The sequence below is a fragment of the Mucilaginibacter rubeus genome (genome assembly GCF_003286415.2).
Taxonomy (GTDB): domain Bacteria; phylum Bacteroidota; class Bacteroidia; order Sphingobacteriales; family Sphingobacteriaceae; genus Mucilaginibacter; species Mucilaginibacter rubeus_A.
This window is the reverse complement of sequence record NZ_CP043450.1, coordinates 4,709,134-4,728,210: the sequence shown is the minus strand read 5'-3', so window position 1 is coordinate 4,728,210 and position 19,077 is coordinate 4,709,134. Positions and strand designations below refer to the sequence as shown.

The window sequence follows — 19,077 nt, the reverse complement described above, 5'->3', positions numbered from 1 at the left end:
ACCATGTGGACCTGCCCCTTATGCGAACGTGAATTTACAGCCACTAACCAGGTACACTCATGTCGCGACAGGGAATTATCAGAAGCGCTAAGCGGTAAATCGCCACATACGGTAGCTTTGTTTGATCATTTGGTTGATGAATATTTGCAAATAGGCCCCGTCAAAGTTTATCCTACCAAAAGCATGATAGCTTTAGGGGCGAAGGTAAACTTTGCTTATATCTCCCAATTGGGCAAAAACTTTATTGACGTGGTATTTCCCTTTAAACAGGCTTATGACGATAACCTGTGCTTCAGCAAGATAAAGCAGGTACCGGGCACCAATCAGTATAACCACTACTTCAGGATGTATTTTAAGGAAGATATTAATGATGAAGTGCGGAAGTATATGCGAATGGCCTGGGGAATGGGCGCATAAAAAACTACACTACCTCAGATGAAATTTTATGTCATTGCGAGCGAAGCGTGGCAATCGCACGGAAGCATAGCCGCCCTGTATAGCATGCGGTTGCTTCGTTCCTCGCAATGACAAGTTAATTAATATCAAAACAAAAAAGCCTCCCGTTTCCGGAAGGCTTTCAATATTAAAAAGGCTGTTTAATTAACCCTGTGTATTTCAATTGCTTCGGGTATGGCAAGTACCAGCGGCACTTTCTCAACTGTTACAAAGCTCAGATCGAGGCCGAAACCGCGCTCTTCTGATAAACTTACTTTCTTAAGCTGCTTGTAGTAGTCCATAATAAAGCGCTCAACAAACGACAGGTTATGCGAACGTGAGAAGATCTTCTCAATCACCACAAAACGGAAGTCGCCTACTATTTTGTGCTTATTTAGCGATTTGTAAGTACTGGTAATATCAACCTCGCCTTTTTTAACCAGGTCTTCCACTACTTTCCTGAATAGCAGGTTTATCTGCTGCTCAACACGGAAACCGAGTTTAAAGTCAATGCGGATCAGTTTGTTTGGTACCAGGTGGTCAACCTCATATTCGCGTTTATAGGGTTCATCCACTACGTCAACGTGTACCAGCCAGTAAACGTCGGCACGTTTAGGTTGCTTTTGCAGTATCGAGTAAACAATTTTTGATTCAATTTCCGAGTTGAAATTAGCGCTGGTTAAGTACACCAATTGCGAAGCATATTTAGGTACGCTCTCGTCAGAGCTTAATTCTTTAATGATATCAAAATAGTCTTCTATCTCAACAAACTTAACGTAGCGGTTCCTGATTTTACGGGCCGTATGCCAGGTCCACATTACGGTGAACAACAGGAAGCCTATTGATAGGGTAAACCAACCGCCATCTAAAAACTTGTGCAGGTTACCGGTAAGGAAGGTGCCTTCAATAAGTAAGTAAACGGCCAAAAACAAATTGATAATGTAGTTTGGTACCTTTTTGCGTTTCAGGAATTTAGATACCAGTATGGTGGTCATGAGCATGGCTACGGTAATACTTAAACCGTAAGCAGCTTCCATTTTGTCGGAGTGTTTGAAGATAAGCACCACACCTAAACAGCCTGCCCACAGCAGCCAGTTAACACTTGGCACGTAAAGCTGTCCTTTTTGCTCAGATGGGTAGTTGATCCTCACTTTTGGCCAAAGGTTAAGCCTTACAGCCTCGGCAATAAGGGTAAATGAACCCGATATAAGCGCCTGGCTGGCAATGATAGCAGCCACGGTAGCGATACCGATACCGTAGATCAGGAACCAGGTTGGCATGATCTGATAAAAAGGGTTTTGGGCGTTAAGGTCCATAACGTGACCATTGCGTTGTAATAACCATACTGCCTGGCCCAGGTAGTTTAAGATCAAACATATCTTGACATAAATCCAGCTTACACGGATGTTCGCTTTACCGCAGTGACCCAGGTCGGAGTATAAGGCCTCGGCACCAGTGGTACACAGGAACACGGCACCCAGTATAATAAATGCGCCATCGCTTGAGCTGGATGTAAGTAATTTAAACGCATAGTACGGGTTCAGGGAACGAATAACCCATGGATCATGCACAATATAAGTGACACCCAAAAAGCCCATCATGGTAAACCAGATAAACATAATAGGTCCAAAAGCTTTACCCACCAGCGATGTACCAAACTGCTGTATAATGAATAAGGCCGTAATAATGGCCATTACCACATATACAGTTGGTAAATTAGGGTAATAAGTTTGCAAACCTTCAATAGCCGATGATATGGTAATTGGCGGGGTAATGATACCATCGGCAAGCAGTGCGCAACCGCCCACTACCGCGGGTACAATTAACCACTTTGCTTTGCGACGCACCAACGAGAACAGCGAAAAAATGCCACCCTCACCTTTGTTATCGGCCCTTAGCGTGATCACTACATATTTTAAAGTGGTTTGCAAGGTTAATGTCCAGAAAATAAGCGAAACACCTCCAAGAATTAACGTTTCTGAAATTTGACGTTGGCCAACAATGGCCTTAAATACGTATAGTGGGGAGGTACCAATATCACCGTAAATTATTCCTAAACTGATCAGGAAGCCAGCGGCCGACAGTTTATGCAGATCTTTATGATTTGACACTTTTATGATTTAGAGATGGCAAAAATATTAATTTTTTTGGTTAAACCATTATACTGATTAAACGTATAAGGAAATAATGTGTCTATGGTACAATAAGGTTACACATTTTGTTAAAATTTGTTAAAAAGTTTTACAAAAACATTAATATTTAATGGGATGAGGGCATTATTTATACTTTTGTAGAATCATACTAAATAATGAGGCGAAATTTTACATATTCTTATGTTTACACCTACACCTGGGTCGTGATGATTGCGATGGCAATTTTCATGAACTTCGCCTTTGTAGTTGATGGCCATACGCTGAAGTCTGATACCGTGTATCTCAGGGGTAAAACCAAGGGCACCAAGACCTCTTATTTAAAAAATGGCCTGCATCTTTCGCTTCCTCCGCTAAAACCTGCTGTTACTTCAAATGTTAAATTAAATGTATCAAGACCGGATGATAAACTGTTAAGTGATGTACAGTTGTATCCTAACCCGGTTACCGATCAGATCAATCTTAAATACTCTATATCACGCAATACCAATGTTACCATTAAAATAATGGATGTGTTGGGTAACGACATTTCCACCCTGTTTTCGCAAAGGGTTGAATCTGGCGATCATAATCTGAACTATCCTATCAGCAATAAGCTGGTCCGCGGTTTTTACTTTGTACGCGTAGTAGCCGGCACCGAATCGGTTATTAAAAGGATTTCGGTTATTAATTAAAGACTTTCTATTTCTGAGTTTCACCCCGCCGTTGTTGGTGTTGTCACCAACAACTCTGTGCCTTGAAATGATTTTGTGCTGACAACAAACGGATAGAAAGAAAAGTTGTTGGTGACAACACCAACAACGGCATTGGCTTAAAAAGCGTCAAATAATTAATACAACATTACAAACCTTCTCCCAAACCCATCAAATTTTTTAGCTTTGGCGATTATAGCGTTCATTTATGAAAATTATTGCCATTGGCCGCAACTATGCCGAACACGCCAAAGAACTCAATAACCCGGTACCTACCACTCCGGTTATCTTCATGAAGCCCGACACGGCTTTGCTAAAAGAAAACAAGCCTTTTTACCATCCCGATTTTTCGGAAGATGTTCACCACGAAATAGAACTGGTTTTAAAGATCAGCAAGGAAGGCAAGCATATCAGCGAAAAATTTGCCGCTAACTATTACGAAGAAATTGGTTTGGGGATTGACTTCACCGCGCGCGATGTTCAGGCCCGTCATAAAGAAAAAGGATTGCCCTGGGAATTGGCCAAAGCTTTTGATGGTTCTGCACCTGTCAGCAATTTTGTGCCTAAAAGCAAGTTTGAGTCGGTTTATGATATCAACTTTAAGTTGGATATCAACGGCGAAACCCGCCAGCAGGGCAATACCCGCGATCTGCTTTTCTCGTTCGAGAGCATCATCGCTTTTGTTTCAAAATACATCACCCTTAAAAAGGGCGACTTAATATTTACCGGCACCCCACCGGGTGTATCAAAAGTAAAAATCGGCGACAGGCTTGAGGGATATCTTGAGGATGAGAAAATGCTTGATTTTTACGTTAAATAAGCATGATCAAAAAACTATTGGTTACAAGTGCAATGTGTTTAGCGCTTTATTCAAACACATTTGCACAGAATGATATTATACAAAGCAGGCAATACCCGCAAAACTATTTCAGGTATCCGCTTGATCTTACACCTCCCACCACAGCAGGCTCATTTGGCGAGCTTAGGCCTTCGCATTTTCACTCCGGCCTGGATTTTAAAACCAATCAACGTACCGGATACCCTGTACACGCCGCTGCCGAAGGTTATATATCAAGGGTACGTGTGCAATTCGGCGGTTTTGGACGGGCTATCTACATCACCCATCCTAACGGATACACAACCGTTTATGGCCATTTGGAAAGTTTTAGCCCGGCGGTTATTGATCTGGTTAAAAAATACCAGTACGAGCATCAAACCTATGAAGCCGATTTTAACCTGACACCAACGCAGGTTCCGGTTAAAAAAGATGAGGTTGTGGCTATTTCTGGTAATGCAGGCGCATCGGCCGGCCCGCATGTGCATTTTGAGATCCGCGATAGCAAAACCGAAGAAACCATCAACGCGCAGCTGTTCGGGCTAACCATTCCGGATAAAGTACCGCCGACGATCACTTCTATCGGGATCTATCACCTTAATGGAAAACCTTTCAGCGAAAAAACACCGAAAGAGTTTTTAGGCGTTACCGGTGCAGGAGGAAATTACCATCTCATTAAACCGCAAACGCTGGAACTAAGCGGCAATATCGGGTTTGGTATTAACACCACCGATATGAACAGCACATCGTTTAATCATAACGGCGTTTATTCTATCGAACTAAAACTGGATGGTAAAACGGTATACACCTTCGCTGTCGAGCGTTTCGCGTTTGATCAAACCCATGCCATCAATGCTTATATCGATTACCCAGCTTTCGAATCATCACGCAGGTGGATGCAGAAATGTTTCATTCTGCCCGGAAGCCGTATTTCGTTGTATCCGCAATCGGTAAATAACGGTATCATCACGTTTGATGACAATGCTACCCACGATGTGGAATATGTAGTGAAAGATGTTGCGGGCAATACATCATCGCTGAAGCTGAAAGTTAAATCGGCTCCGTTTACAAATCCTCAGCCTGTAAAACCTACGGGTACCATGTTTTACTATGATAAGCGCAGCGAGTTTAGTAACGACAAGGTGAAGGTGATCATTATGCCGGGTAATTTGTATGATGATCTGGATTTTCAATATTCAGTGTCGGCCAAACCAGCAGGTGCTTATTCGGCCATGCACCATATCCATAACCACTTAACACCTATTCATGATAGCTATGAGATCTGGATCAAGCCAGATGTTGACCTGGGCAAGTATGCCGATAAAGCCGTTATTGTAAGCTCATGGGGAGGCTGCCAGGGAGGTTATTTTAAGGATGGTTACGTGATATCGCAGGTGAGTGCCTTTGGCGATTATTATATTAAGGTAGATACAGTAGCACCGGTTATCCATCCGCTTAATATCAAAAACGGGAGCAATATGAAGGCTGCACGCAGTATTAACTTCAGGATGAGTGATAATTTATCCGGCATTAAAAGCTATACCGGCACAATTGATGGTAAATGGGTGCTAATGGAGCACGATTATAAAAGTAAAATATTAAGTTACACGTTTAATAACGATATTGCGCCCGGTAAACACGTGTTTAAGTTGACTTTAGTTGATAACAAGAATAATTTTTCGGAATTTTCCGCCGATTTTTCCAGATAAGTACCTAAATAAAACATGACAACATTAAAAGAAGGCGATAAAGCACCCGCTTTTACCGCTAAAGACCAAAACGGTAAGGAAGTATCCCTTGCCGATTACAAAGGTAAAAATGTGATCCTTTATTTTTACCCAAAAGATGATACCCCAGGCTGTACCGCCGAATCATGCGATTTCAGGGATAACTATCAGTCGCTTTTAAGCAAAGGGTTTGAAGTAATAGGTGTAAGTACCGACGATGAAAAATCGCACAAAAAATTTGAAACCAAATACAGCCTGCCATTTACACTTATTGCCGATAATGAGCTTAAAATTGTTGAAGCTTATGGCGTTTGGGTTGAGAAGAATATGTACGGCAAAAAATACATGGGTACGGCACGTACTACATTCATAATTGATGCAGAAGGAGTTATTACGCACGTGATTAGCAAGGTTGATACTAAGGCCTCATCACAGCAGGTGCTTGATCTTGTAAAATAAGTGTTAAAAACACAATCATAATAGCTACTTTAGCAGTTCCTAAATTCCATTAATGAAAGCAGACTTACAAACATTAGAAAAAACCGCGTCACAAATAAGGCGCGACATTGTACGTATGGTACATGGCTGCCAATCAGGTCACCCTGGTGGCTCATTGGGCTGTACCGATTTCTTTACCGCACTGTACTTTTCGGTAATGAACCACGATCCTAAATTTAATATGGATGCTGTTGGCGAGGATATCTTCTTCCTGTCAAACGGCCATATTTCGCCTGTATTTTACAGCACACTGGCACACGCAGGTTACTTCGATAAAGCAGAACTTGCTACTTTCCGTAAGTTGAACGCGCGTTTACAAGGTCACCCAACTACACATGAGCACCTTCCGGGTATCCGTATTGCTTCGGGTTCATTAGGCCAGGGCTTATCGGTAGCTATTGGTGCCGCGCTTGCTAAAAAATTAAATGGTGATAAATCATTGGTGTTTACCCTGCATGGTGATGGAGAGATCCAGGAAGGCCAGATTTGGGAAGCCGCGATGTTTGCTCCTCACAATCATGTTGATAACCTGATCTCGACTATAGATGTTAACGGTCAGCAAATTGATGGTCCAACCAAACAAGTACTTTCATTAGGCGATCTTCGCGCTAAATGGGAAGCTTTTGGCTGGGATGTATTGGATATGAAAGGTAATGATATGGCCGATGTGGTTAGGGTGCTTGAAGAAGCAAAAAGCCGCACAGGTCAGGGCAAACCAATCATGATCCTGATGCATACTGAAATGGGTTATGGTGTCGACTTTATGGTAGGCAGCCACAAATGGCACGGTGTTGCTCCAAATGATGAGCAGCTTAAACTGGCGTTAGATCAGTTAGAGGAAACACTGGGCGATTATTAGCCCTCCGGGCCCCTAAAGGGGGAGAGTCAAAAAAACATCAATTTAGTTATCACGATTTAAAATCCAAATTCCTTTCCTTGAAAGAGGGGAGGGGTAGGCAAAATGAAAAAATACACTTACACAGATAAAAAAGATACCCGCTCGGGCTTTGGCGCCGGGTTGCTGGAAGCAGGCCAGAAAAACGATCAGGTTGTTGCCCTTTGTGCCGACCTTATCGGTTCATTAAAAATGAACGATTTTATTAAAGCATTCCCTGAGCGTTTTGTACAGGTAGGTATTGCCGAAGCTAACATGATCGGTATTGCTGCCGGTATGACCATCGGTGGTAAAATCCCTTTCACCGGTACTTTCGCTAACTTTTCTACAGGCAGGGTTTATGACCAGATCCGCCAGTCGGTAGCTTATTCAAACAAAAACGTTAAAATTTGCGCTTCACACGCTGGTTTAACTTTGGGCGAAGACGGTGCTACCCACCAGATCCTGGAAGATATTGGCCTGATGAAAATGTTACCAGGCATGACCGTTATCAACACCTGCGATTATAACCAAACCAAAGCTGCTACTATCGCGATAGCTGATTATGACGGCCCGGTTTACTTACGTTTCGGTCGCCCGGTTGTTCCTATCTTTACCGATCCTGATCAAAAATTTGAAATTGGTAAAGCATGGATGGTGAACGAAGGCGCTGATGTAAGTATCTTTGCTACCGGTCACCTGGTATGGCAGGCTATTTTAGCCGGCGAAATCTTGGCTGAGCAGGGTATCGATGCCGAGATCATCAACATCCACACCATTAAACCGCTGGATGAAGAGGCTGTATTAAAATCAGTTGCTAAAACCGGTTGCGTAGTTACTGCCGAAGAGCATAACCGTTTAGGTGGCTTGGGTGATAGCATTGCGCAGGTACTTGCGGTACACAACCCATCACCACAGGAGTACGTAGCTGTTGACGATAGCTTTGGCGAAAGTGGTACACCAGAACAACTGATGACAAAATACGGCTTAGATGCCGAGCATATTGTGGCAGCGGTTAAAAAGGTGATAGAAAGAAAAAACAAAAAAGGTTAATTAAACCTTTAACATTAATAAAATTCTAAAAATGTCGGTACAGGTTGAAGATTCAGAGATATTAAGCAAGTTTCAGGACGAAAAGACCCGGAATGAGGCATTTAACCTGTTGTTGAAAAAATACCAGCAGAAAATATACTGGCACATCCGTCGTATGGTTGTTGATCATGACGATGCCGATGATCTGGTTCAGGATGTTTTTGTAAAGGTTTGGAAAAACCTGGCTGGTTTCAGAAACGACGCGCAACTGTACACCTGGATGTACAGGATAGCATCCAACGAATGCATTACTTTTTTGAATAAGAAAAAGCAAAAAAATAATGTTTCGTTGGATGATGTTGCTTATGAGCTGGCCGATACACTGGCCGACTCAACCTATTTTAACGGCGACGCCGCGCAGCGTAAACTGCAGGAAGCATTGCTTACCCTGCCCGAAAAACAACGGCTTGTTTTCAATATGAAATACTATGAAGACATGAAGTACGAGGAAATGTCGCAGGTTTTGGGTACCAGCGTGGGGGCTTTAAAAGCATCTTTTCACCTGGCAGTCAAAAAGATAGAAGCTCATTTGCTTGGCAGAGATTAATTTTTTAATTTACGTTAAACCTTTTAGCACAATAGTAATCTATAGTTGTGTATGAAAAGCGATATGGACAATAGGGAATGGCTGGATGATTTCATCGCGCTGAAACAGGTTAGCAAGACTAACCCGTTCACGGTGCCTGATGGCTATTTCCATGAGTTGGCGCAGCACATTACAACACGCATAAGGCTTGAGGGATTAAAGAACTATCCATCTGCAGGGTACACGGTACCTGAAAACTACTTCGACGAGTTAAATAGCAATATCCGGAGCCGCATAAATATTGAAAGTGCTTTTAGCGCAGGTGATTCGGGGTTTACCGTTCCCGAAAATTATTTTGATGAGCTTAGCAGCAACATTCAAAGCCGTATTGTGGTAGATGAAGCCATGGATGCGGGCGCGGGTTTTACGGTGCCCGAAAACTATTTTGACGAACTGAGCAGCAACATCCAAAGCCGCATTGTGGTTGAGGAAGCCATGGGTATGGCTGATGAAGGTTTCACGGTTCCTGAAAATTATTTTGACCAACTGAGCGGTAATATCCAAAGCCGTATTGCGGTGGAGGAGGCCATGGGCGATGAAGGCTTTACCGTTCCTGAAAATTATTTTGAGGAATTGAGTGCCAATATCCAAAGCCGTATAGCGGTTGAGGAAGCCATGAATATGGAGCATGAAGGTTTGGAAGTACCTGCAAACTATTTCGACCAGCTTAGCCAGCGCATTTTGGATAAAACCGTTAATGCGGAGATTGAAGAAGAGCAGGAGATTGATAACGTTGTAAGCATTAACAAAGCTAAGCCTGTACAGAAAAAAGGTATGGTAAGGAGGCTTTGGTCATCACCAACCATCAGGTATGCTACAGCCGCTTGTTTTGCCCTGATACTTGGCGTAGGTGTTATTTTCAGGGGAGATTTACAGCCATCAGATCATAACCACTCTTATTTACACGAGCAGGTATCATCAGTTCCGGTTGATGAAATAAAAAGCTACCTTCAGTTACATATGGACGCGAGCGACACCCGTACACTGATGGATGCTAATCAAAAAAGTAATACAAGTAATGCAGACGAAGATCTGTCGGATTATATAGATAATTAAACAGAGGAAATATTTAATGAGTAAATTGATCAGGCATATTTGTATTGTGCTATTTGTTATGGCTATAGGCTATGAAGCTGTGGGGCAGGTTAACCGCTTTGTTCCGGCTCAAACGCCCTCAAGGCCCGAGCTTAATCCCGTTCGCCCTAATGGCAATAAAAAAGGTGCTATGGGAAAAAGACTTGAGGCTGCCCGTAACAGGTATATCAGCCGCCAGCTTGATCTTACCGATGATGAAGCGACCAAATTCTGGCCGCTTTATAATCAATATCAGCAGGAGCTTACTGCTGTACGCATCCTGAAGCGTTTAAACAACTCAACCTCATCAACCAACGGTACCGAGCAAATAGATAAAGAAATTTATTACGAAAGCCAATTGGTTGGGATCCGTAAACGTTACCGTGATTCATTCTCCAAGATCCTCCCGCCCGAAAAGGTGAGCGTGCTTTACAAAAGCGAGCAGGAATTTAACGACGAACTCATCAAACAACTCAGCGAACGCAGCGAAAGAGCGGGGAATTAGGGGAGAGATTAGAGGTTGGAGTTTAGAGATTAGTTACCTCACTGTCTTAAAAATCTAAAGTATTTCAAATAACATTTGCAGATGGATTTTCGTCCATCTGTTTTAGTTTATCTTTGTCGCTAAAATTTAAGTAAGCGTCATTGCGGATCTAAGACTTACGAAGTTTTTAAAACTTCGTAAGTCTGGGTTCTACTACTCGTCATTGCGAGGTACGAAGCAATCCCCGATTAGCAGAGCCGCTCTGTACAGTTCGCGATTGCTTCGTACCTCGCAATGACGCCATTTAGGCAATAACTTCTAAAGGCGACTTAATACTTATAACAAAACATCATGACAACTCTTCGCCAGCTTTTTTTAGCCAACAACGCTCAAACTACAAATTTCCCTTTATTGCTTGAATTTGAGCGTGCCGAAGGTATTTATATGTACAATGCGGAGGGCAAACCGTTTATCGACCTGATATCGGGCATTGGTGTTAGCAGTTTAGGACATAGTAATCCTTATGTTATTAACGCCATAAAGGAGCAGGTTGATAAATACATCCACCTGATGGTATACGGCGAATATGTGCAAACCCCGCAGGTCCGTTTTGCCGAAAAGTTGGTGTCTGTACTGCCGGATACCCTGCAATCGGTTTATTTTACCAATTCTGGAGCTGAAGCTGTTGAGGGCGCATTAAAGTTGGCCAAGCGCTTCACTGGCCGGCAACAGATTGTAGCCTGCCATCATTCCTACCATGGCAGTACCCAGGGTGCTTTAAGCGTAATGGGTAATGAAGAGTTTAAACAGGCATACCGACCATTATTACCCGGAGTAAACTTTATCCGCTTTAATAATCCTGAAGATCTGGATTTGATCACTGAGCAAACAGCTTGCGTGATCATCGAAACTATCCAGGGGGAAGCCGGTATCCGAGTGCCGGATTTGGCTTATATGAAAGCTTTACGTGCCCGCTGTACCCAAACAGGCACTTTGCTGATACTGGATGAAATTCAGGCCGCTTTTGGGCGCACGGGCAAGCTTTTCGCTTTTGAGCATTTTGATATTGTACCTGATATTCTCTTGCTTGCAAAAGCCCTGGGCGGTGGAATGCCGATAGGAGCGTTCATCTCATCAAACCAGATTATGGATGCGCTGAAGGAAAATCCTATCCTTGGTCATATCACTACCTTTGGAGGGCACCCGGTATGTTGCGCGGCGGGTTTGGCTGCCTTAGAATTTCTGCTGGATAATGACCTTGTATCTGCCGTTGCAGAAAAAGAAGCCTTGTTTCGTGAATTGCTTGTACACCCTGCCATACACCAGGTTCGGGGCAAAGGCCTTATGATGGCCGCTGAATTAGAAGACTTCGATCTTAATAAAAAAATAATTGACCGCTGTATCGAAAACGGCGTGATTACCGATTGGTTCCTGCATTGCAGCAACTCTATGCGCCTGGCCCCGCCGCTCATTATTACCCCAGATGAGATCAGGAAAGCTTGTGATGTGATTATAGAGGCGATTGATTTCTATACGAATAAATAAAAGAATTAACCCCTCGTTGTCATTTCGAACGAGGAACGAGGAGAAATCTTATACAATATGATAAGCAACTATGCAGGTTGAATTTGCATGACGTATAAGATTTCTCTTTCGCCCCACCAGGCAATCCCATCTCCGCTCTATCGAAATGACATAAAGTGTACTTTCCTCATCCTACAGTATACCTCAGGGTACTCTCCGAGAGACCCTGAGGGGACAAAAAGCTTGTGATGTTATTATTGAGGCTATTGATTTTTATACGAGATAAAGAATATAATACCCCGATGTCATTTCGAACGAGGAACGAGGAGAAATCTTATACAATATGATAAGCAACTATGCAGCTTGAATTTGCATGACGTATAAGATTTCTCTTTCGCCCCGTCGCGTAATCCCCCAGCCATGCTCTATCGAAATGACAACATTTATAACAATAACTCCTCCCTGTAACTTGCCTGTTACAACTGTTGAAAATTGTCGCCGAATTATAGTTTGAGTTAAATTGGTATAGTTTGTGCATTTATACCTGTATCTATGAAAATAGTGCCTTGTGTGTATCCGAAGCAATAATTCAGGTCACTTATTGCACTTTTTTGTAGTCATTCTGTTTTTACAATTAATTAAATTTTGTAAAGCAGATCAATGCAATGAATCTATACACAATCTACTTATGAAAATAGCATATATATCAACCTATCCTCCCCGCGAATGCGGTCTTGCAACATTTAATAATAATTTGATGCACGCCATCAACTCAAATTTTCCGGAAAGGCGAAACCTGGCACAAAATGGCTTTGTTGTTGCCCTTAACGATTCGGAAAATTTACAGGAATACGAGTACCCGGAGGAGGTGAAGTATGTTATCCGGCAAAACCACCAAAAGGATTATATCCGGGCCGCCAATTATATCAATACCAGTGATGCTGACGTATGCATTATGGAACATGAATTTGGTATTTATGGCGGCGAAAGCGGCATTTATATTCTCCCGCTGATCAATCGCCTGGAGAAGCCTTTAATCTCTATCCTGCATACCATATTAAAAGATCCGAGCTATGTGCAGCGTATCATCATCCGTGAAATAGCCGAGCAATCCTCAAAAATTGTGGTGATGAGTAAACGTGCGGTTGAGTTTCTGACTAACATTTATGAAATCCCTGCCGATAAGATCCAGATCATAGAGCATGGCGTACCCGATGTTGAAGCACCGGTTGAAAACCCGGTTAAGAATCTTTCATCATTCAAAAATAAAAGGGTAATGCTCACTTTTGGCTTACTGAGCCGGAATAAAGGTCTGGAAACGGTGGTTAAAGCACTTCCTAAAATAGTTGAGAAACATCCCGATGTGATGTACGTGGTGTTGGGCAATACCCACCCGGGCGTTATTAAAAGTTCGGGCGAGGAATACCGCGATCACCTGAAGTCGCTTGCGGCACAGTTGGGCGTTTCCAAAAATCTCGCTTTTATAGCCAAGTTTGTTTCTGAAGAAGAACTGGTGAACTATCTTACCGCCTGTGAAATATATGTAACCCCATATTTGAACGAAGCCCAAATCACCAGTGGCACACTTTCATATGCTGTTGGTGCAGGGGCGGCGGTGGTTTCGACGCCGTATTGGCATGCCACCGAATTGCTGGCTGATAAACGCGGCAGGTTGTTTGATTTTAAAAATTCAGATGCATTAGCCGACACGGTTATCGAATTGCTTGACCAGGATCGAGTACTTGCTGAGTTAAAAGAGAATGCTTACCAATACGGCCTGCACTTGCGCTGGCCGGTAATTGGTGCCGAGTTTATTAAAGTGGCTCAGGAATCATTGGTACGTTATGACTTTAGCGACAAGATCCTTCGCAATAGTATCGTAGATCCGGAGATACTTCCAAAATTCAGTTTAACCCATGTTTTGCGCCTGACCGACGATACCGGTATCGTGCAGCATGCCAAGTATGGAATTCCAAATTTGAAAGAGGGTTATTGTTTGGACGATAATGCCCGCGCGCTGATTATGGCACTCATGGCTTACCAACGCAATGGAAGCCGGGAAGCTTTTGAATTGCTGCCAATATACCTGAGCTATATCCACTACATGCAAACCGATGATGGCAATTTTCGCAACTTCCTGAGTTTCGACAGGCGATATCTGGATGAGGTTGGATCTGAAGATTCATTTGGCCGTACAATTTGGGCCTTAGGTCATTTAATTGGCTGTGCCGCAAGTAATTCATATCGTGAATTTTCGTTAGAGATCTTTCATAAATCCGTGCCACATTTCGCAGCATTGAAGCATTTGAGGGGTATGGCCAATACTATTATTGGTATCAGTCTTTACCTGCAGGTCTATCCTACCGATGAGGGCATGGTAAAGATATTAGCCAATTTAACCCAGCCGTTGATAGATGCGTACAACAATACTCAATCTGATGATTGGCAGTGGTTTGAAGAAAAGATGACCTATGATAATGCCATTCTTCCGCTGGCTTTACTGCATTCGTGCGAGATAACGGGAAATGAAGAGGCAAAGAAAATTGCTTTGGCAACCATGGCTTTCCTTGATCAGCTTACATTGTCAAACGGGTATTTGAGCCCGGTAGGTAATGACGGCTGGTATTACCGTGGTGGTACCTTCCCTACGTTTGATCAGCAAGCGATAGAAACTATGGCTATGGTACTAATGCATTTCCAGGCTTACCAAACCTTCAGGATTCCGCAGTATATCGAAAAAATGTTCCTGAGCTATAAATGGTTTTTAGGTGAGAATACCCTGCGCGCTCCACTTTACGATCATGAAACTAAAGGCTGTTGCGACGGCTTGCTGCCGGGAGGCATAAACCGTAACCAGGGGGCAGAGAGTACGCTGGCCTACCTAATATCGCACCTTACCGTATTGAAAGCTTTTGAGCTGGAATACGAATATAACAAGTACGGTCAAAAATTACAGACCTGCTAAAATGAAAGTAGCTGTATTAGCCCCTGTTGCCTGGCGCACACCGCCCAGGCACTACGGGCCATGGGAGCAAATAGCATCAAACATAGCCGAAGGTATGGTTAAGCTGGGCGCAGAAGTAACACTCTTCGCCACCGGCGATTCCATAACCAAAGGTACGCTTGATGCCATTTGTGCCGCCGGTTACGAGGAAGACCGAACTCAAGATGCCAAAGTGCTGGAATGCCTGCACATCAGTAACCTGATGGAAAAAGCGGATCAGTTTGATATCATCCATAATAATTTCGATTTTCTACCGCTTACCTATTCGGGTTTGATCAAAACACCAGTTATTACTACCATACACGGCTTTTCATCGCCAAAGATCATCCCGGTATATAAAAAATACAACAGCAGGGGACATTATGTATCCATCAGCAATGCCGATCGTAGTCCGGAACTGGATTATCTCGCTACAGTTTACAACGGCATAGACACCCGGGATTTTAATTTTTATGAGCAACCGGATGATTACCTGCTGTATTTTGGTCGCATCCATCCCGATAAAGGGACGTCAGAGGCTATCGAGATCGCCAAAAAAAGTAAATGGAAGTTGTTGATAGCGGGCATAGTGCAGGACGCTAAATATTTTAAAGAAAAGATAGAACCGCAGCTTTCGGCAGGTATAGAATACATTGGTCATGCAGGTCCTGAAAAGCGCAGGGAGCTTTTAGGGAAAGCTTATGCTTTGTTACATCCTATTAGTTTTAATGAACCATTTGGTTTAAGTGTAGCGGAAGCCATGCTTTGCGGCACACCGGTTATTGCTTTTAATCGCGGATCGATGCCGGAACTGATTAAGGATAGACAAACCGGTTTTTTGGTTGATGGTGTTGATGAAGCGGTGGAAGCGATTGCTGCTGTTGGTGAGATTAACAGGATTGATTGTTACAACTGGGCTAATGCTCAGTTTTCGAGCGAGAAAATGGTGAGTGATTATTGGGCGTTGTATAAGAGGATATTGGCAAAATAAATAGCTGCCGCGGGTTTAACGAAGCGTGACCCGTGGTGATAAAAAATATGTCATTGCGAGGAACGAAGCAATCGCACGGAAGCACGGCCGCTCTGTAAAGCATGCGATTGCTTCGTTCCTCGCAATGACATAAAGTATTATCGAATTATTTAATTCAACTTATCCAACTCCGCTTTCACAAACTCCGCCAGTTCTTTTACGTAAGCCGCGCTGAAATCAAATTTGATCCCTGCAGTTTCATAAATTTCCTTGATGGTTTTGGTGTAGCCTAACTTAAGAGCGTTAAGATATTGCTGTAAACCTTTTTCGGGGTTTTCTTTATAGTTTTTCCAAACGGCTATAGCGCCTAACTGGGCCATGCCATATTCAATGTAATAAAAAGGTACTTCGAAAATGTGCAGTTGTTTTTGCCATAAGTTTGCCAATGCTTCGCGATGTTCGCTCCAATCGGCAAAGTTTGCGCCGAATGGTTCAAAGATCTCGATCCATGCCGTTGTGCGGTCGGCATCGGTGTGACCAGGATTGGTATAGATCCAGTGCTGGAACTGATCAACAACAGCTACCCATGGCAGGGTTTTCAGTACATCCACCAATTGGTCGCGTTTGGCGCGTTTCAAGTCTTCCTCATTGTCAAAATAAACATTCCAGTTATCCATCGAGATCAACTCCATTGACATAGAAGCTAATTCGGCGACTTCAGATGGGCAATGTTTAAAGTCATTCAGCTCGAGGTCCGCAGTAAGGAAAGTATGTACCGCGTGGCCCCCTTCGTGTAGCATCGTGGTTAAATCGCGGAATGTATTGGCCGAGTTCATGAAAATGAACGGAGCGCCTGTTTCTGCCAGGGGATAGTTGTAGCCACCTGGTGCTTTACCTTTACGGCTTTCAACATCAAACAGGCCGTTATCTTTCATGATCTCCAAACGCTCTCCCAAATAGCGGTTAATATTGCTGAAGCACTGGATTGATTTTTCGATCAGGTCTTCACCATTTTGGAATGGCTTAAGCGCTGGCTTGCCCGAAATATCTACATCCATATCCCATGGTTTAAGGGCAGGTAGACCTAAAGCCTCACGGCGCTTTTCGGCCTGGGCCCTTAGTATTGGAACAATTTCGGTTTCGATAGCCGCATGGAAGGCGTAGCAATCCTGCGGGGTATAATCAAAACGGCCTAAAGCCTGGAACATATAATCGCGGAAGTTTTCAAAACCTGCGTTGGTAGCTACTGTATGACGAAGCTTGCGCAGATGGTCAAAAAGCTCGTTCAGCTTTTCTTTATCCTGTAAACGGCGGTTGGTGATCTTTTCCCAAACTTCCTGGCGCTTGACACGGTCGGTACCTTTTAAAAATACTAATGCCTGCTCTAAGGTAAACTCCTTATCGTCAACATGCACCGACATAGAACCGGTTATCGACTGGTATTTCTGCTGCTCAACCTGGATCTCGGTTTGTACCGGGATATTTTCCTCGCGGAAAAGTTCCAACGCTTTTTTTACAGCACGGAGGAAAACGAAATACTTATGGCTGTCCAGTTTGTCAACATACTCGCTGGCAACCAGCTTTTTATTGAGTTCGTTACTGAAGGGGGCTATTTTAGGCTCAATTTCGGTAGCAAAGTATTGGAATTTCTGAAGCAGCTCCTCGCTGGTAGTATCGCAGGTCATGCGGATGTAGCGCCAGGCAAAATCTTCTTCCAATGCAGCCTCAAGCTCACTTTTATCGCGCAGCCATTTTTCCAGTTCTTCAACCGAATGAATAGGACGATCAAGCAGTTCTTTATAAAAAGGTTCAAGCGTTTCCCATTTAATATCAATGGAAGCCGGGATATATGTTCTTGTTTTTTTGTGGATCATAATTTTTAGATGTGCAGATATGCTTATGTGCAAATGTGCAGATTATGGTTGGAGATGTGCAAATAATACACGTTTAAATGTGTTTTATTTGATAAACGAAAAGTATATCCACCACGTCATTGCGAGGCACGAAGCAATCCCCGATTTGCAGGTCCACTCTGTATAGTTCGCTATTGCTTCGTGCCTCGCAATGGCGTTTTTTGTTTTTAAACAGCTATTTACAACTCCATACTTAAGACTTATGAAGAGTTTTTGATATTTCGGTTATGCCATCCTCATAGCTTGTTGGTTTAAAGTTGAATGCTTTCTCAAATTTGCTGCTGTCGAAAATATAATCGTGATCGTATTGATAATACATCTCCACTGTGCCCATTACTACCTTTTTAAATAAACCGAACAGCCACAGCATTGCTTTATTAACGCGCGTATATTTTGGTTCAACTTTATAAATCCTGGCGGCAATATCCAAAAACTGTTTACCGGTAATGGCCGGCGGAGTAGGGAGGTGCCAGATCTGGTTGCCGCTATCGGGGGCCTGACCAAGCATGAACATAGCCTTACCTGCGTCGGGCACATAAATAAAATTGTGTTTACAATCCGGATTGCCTATCCATTGTGCGTTTTGTTTTTTGGCGTAATTGCTCAGCACCATCATATCAACAAAGCTGTTAATCGGGGCGCCATAAAAATCAGGTGCACGGGCTATAGTCGCGTTGATATTTCCTGCCTCGACTTCGTTCATGAGCATTTCTGCAATCCCTGCACGAATCTCGCCTTTAACACTGCTGGGTTTGTAGGATGTGTTTTCGGTCATGGCACCGTTAACCAGGCCGTACATGTAAACGTTATCAAAAAATATTAAACGCGCACCGGTTGCTTTGGTAGCATTGATCACGTTTTGCATGATCACCGGCCATTGCGCGCGCCAGATATCTTTATCATAAACCAAGCCTGCAACAAGATAAATTACTGTTGATCCTTGTGCTGCGGACAGTACTTCATCATAATTTAACAAGTCGGCTTTTTGCCAGGTTACTTTGTTGTTGTTATTGGTATTAACCGGTTTGCGGCTAACTAAGCGGATAGTTTCGTTATGGTTGATTAACTCTTTAGTAAGGGCGTTCGCTACCGGACCGCCAGCTCCTAATATAGTATGCATGATCTTTTTCGTTTTGTGTATAACAAAGGTAGGTGCCCTTTGTAAATCAAAACGTTAACAAAAGATAAGGAATTGGGGGATTTCGGAGTTCGGAATTTCGATTTCGGATTTAGGTGGATT

The 19,077-nt window shown here is 43.2% G+C and carries 16 protein-coding genes; 13 read left to right on the top strand and 3 right to left on the bottom strand.

All coding sequences use genetic code 11. The features are described 5' to 3' along the window. Positions 1-3 precede the first annotated feature (3 nt). Entirely contained in the window at positions 4-417 is a 414-nt protein-coding gene (locus DEO27_RS18580; protein ID WP_223817990.1) for a DUF5655 domain-containing protein, read from the top strand. 179 nt (positions 418-596) lie between these two features. Here the strand turns inward: DEO27_RS18580 and DEO27_RS18575 are convergent, their stop codons facing one another. Then, a complete protein-coding gene (locus DEO27_RS18575; protein WP_112567024.1) occupies positions 597-2,546 on the bottom strand; it encodes a KUP/HAK/KT family potassium transporter in 1,950 nt (649 codons plus the stop codon). A gap of 197 nt (positions 2,547-2,743) precedes the next feature. Between DEO27_RS18575 and DEO27_RS18570 the strand changes: the two genes are divergently transcribed. The 12 genes from DEO27_RS18570 to DEO27_RS18515 all read left to right on the top strand — a co-directional run bounded on the left by DEO27_RS18570 (position 2,744) and on the right by DEO27_RS18515 (position 15,945). Next, positions 2,744-3,259 carry a T9SS type A sorting domain-containing protein gene (locus DEO27_RS18570; protein ID WP_112567027.1) on the top strand — a complete coding sequence of 172 codons (516 nt, stop codon included), beginning with the start codon at positions 2,744-2,746 and terminating at the stop codon, positions 3,257-3,259. A gap of 226 nt (positions 3,260-3,485) precedes the next feature. After that, positions 3,486-4,097, top strand: coding sequence for a fumarylacetoacetate hydrolase family protein (locus DEO27_RS18565; RefSeq protein ID WP_112567030.1), 612 nt, complete (start codon positions 3,486-3,488; stop codon positions 4,095-4,097). 2 nt (positions 4,098-4,099) lie between these two features. Continuing rightward, positions 4,100-5,821, top strand: a complete 1,722-nt coding sequence (locus DEO27_RS18560; RefSeq protein ID WP_112567033.1) for a M23 family metallopeptidase — start codon at positions 4,100-4,102, stop codon at positions 5,819-5,821. A 15-nt stretch (positions 5,822-5,836) separates the two neighbouring features. After that, entirely contained in the window at positions 5,837-6,298 is a 462-nt protein-coding gene (bcp, locus tag DEO27_RS18555; RefSeq protein WP_091221880.1) for a thioredoxin-dependent thiol peroxidase, read from the top strand. Positions 6,299-6,350: 52 nt separating this feature from the next. Then, on the top strand, positions 6,351-7,196 hold the full coding sequence (locus DEO27_RS18550; RefSeq protein ID WP_090531971.1) for a transketolase: 846 nt from the start codon (positions 6,351-6,353) through the stop codon (positions 7,194-7,196). 102 nt (positions 7,197-7,298) lie between these two features. Continuing rightward, positions 7,299-8,264, top strand: a complete 966-nt coding sequence (locus DEO27_RS18545) for a transketolase family protein (protein WP_112567036.1) — start codon at positions 7,299-7,301, stop codon at positions 8,262-8,264. Between the two features lie 31 nt (positions 8,265-8,295). Beyond that, complete coding sequence (locus tag DEO27_RS18540) at positions 8,296-8,850, top strand: RNA polymerase sigma factor (RefSeq protein ID WP_090531966.1); 555 nt, start codon at positions 8,296-8,298, stop codon at positions 8,848-8,850. A gap of 63 nt (positions 8,851-8,913) precedes the next feature. Then, positions 8,914-9,945, top strand: coding sequence for a hypothetical protein (locus DEO27_RS18535; protein WP_146749957.1), 1,032 nt, complete (start codon positions 8,914-8,916; stop codon positions 9,943-9,945). Positions 9,946-9,961: 16 nt separating this feature from the next. Continuing rightward, the gene (locus DEO27_RS18530; RefSeq protein ID WP_146749958.1) at positions 9,962-10,468 is read left to right on the top strand and encodes a hypothetical protein; all 507 of its coding nucleotides are present in this window, start codon (positions 9,962-9,964) and stop codon (positions 10,466-10,468) included. Between the two features lie 330 nt (positions 10,469-10,798). After that, positions 10,799-11,992 (top strand): aspartate aminotransferase family protein, encoded by a 1,194-nt coding sequence (locus tag DEO27_RS18525; RefSeq protein WP_112567045.1) that lies wholly within the window; start codon positions 10,799-10,801, stop codon positions 11,990-11,992. 667 nt (positions 11,993-12,659) lie between these two features. Continuing rightward, positions 12,660-14,936, top strand: a complete 2,277-nt coding sequence (locus DEO27_RS18520) for a glycosyltransferase family 4 protein (RefSeq protein ID WP_112567048.1) — start codon at positions 12,660-12,662, stop codon at positions 14,934-14,936. Position 14,937: 1 nt separating this feature from the next. Further along, positions 14,938-15,945: a glycosyltransferase family 4 protein gene (locus DEO27_RS18515; RefSeq protein ID WP_112567051.1), complete on the top strand. Its 1,008-nt coding sequence runs from the start codon at positions 14,938-14,940 to the stop codon at positions 15,943-15,945. A gap of 149 nt (positions 15,946-16,094) precedes the next feature. Here the strand turns inward: DEO27_RS18515 and DEO27_RS18510 are convergent, their stop codons facing one another. Continuing rightward, a complete protein-coding gene (locus DEO27_RS18510; protein ID WP_112567054.1) occupies positions 16,095-17,798 on the bottom strand; it encodes a M3 family oligoendopeptidase in 1,704 nt (567 codons plus the stop codon). Between the two features lie 232 nt (positions 17,799-18,030). After that, positions 18,031-18,957 (bottom strand): NAD-dependent epimerase/dehydratase family protein, encoded by a 927-nt coding sequence (locus DEO27_RS18505; protein WP_112567057.1) that lies wholly within the window; start codon positions 18,955-18,957, stop codon positions 18,031-18,033. Between the last annotated feature and the right edge of the window lie 120 nt (positions 18,958-19,077).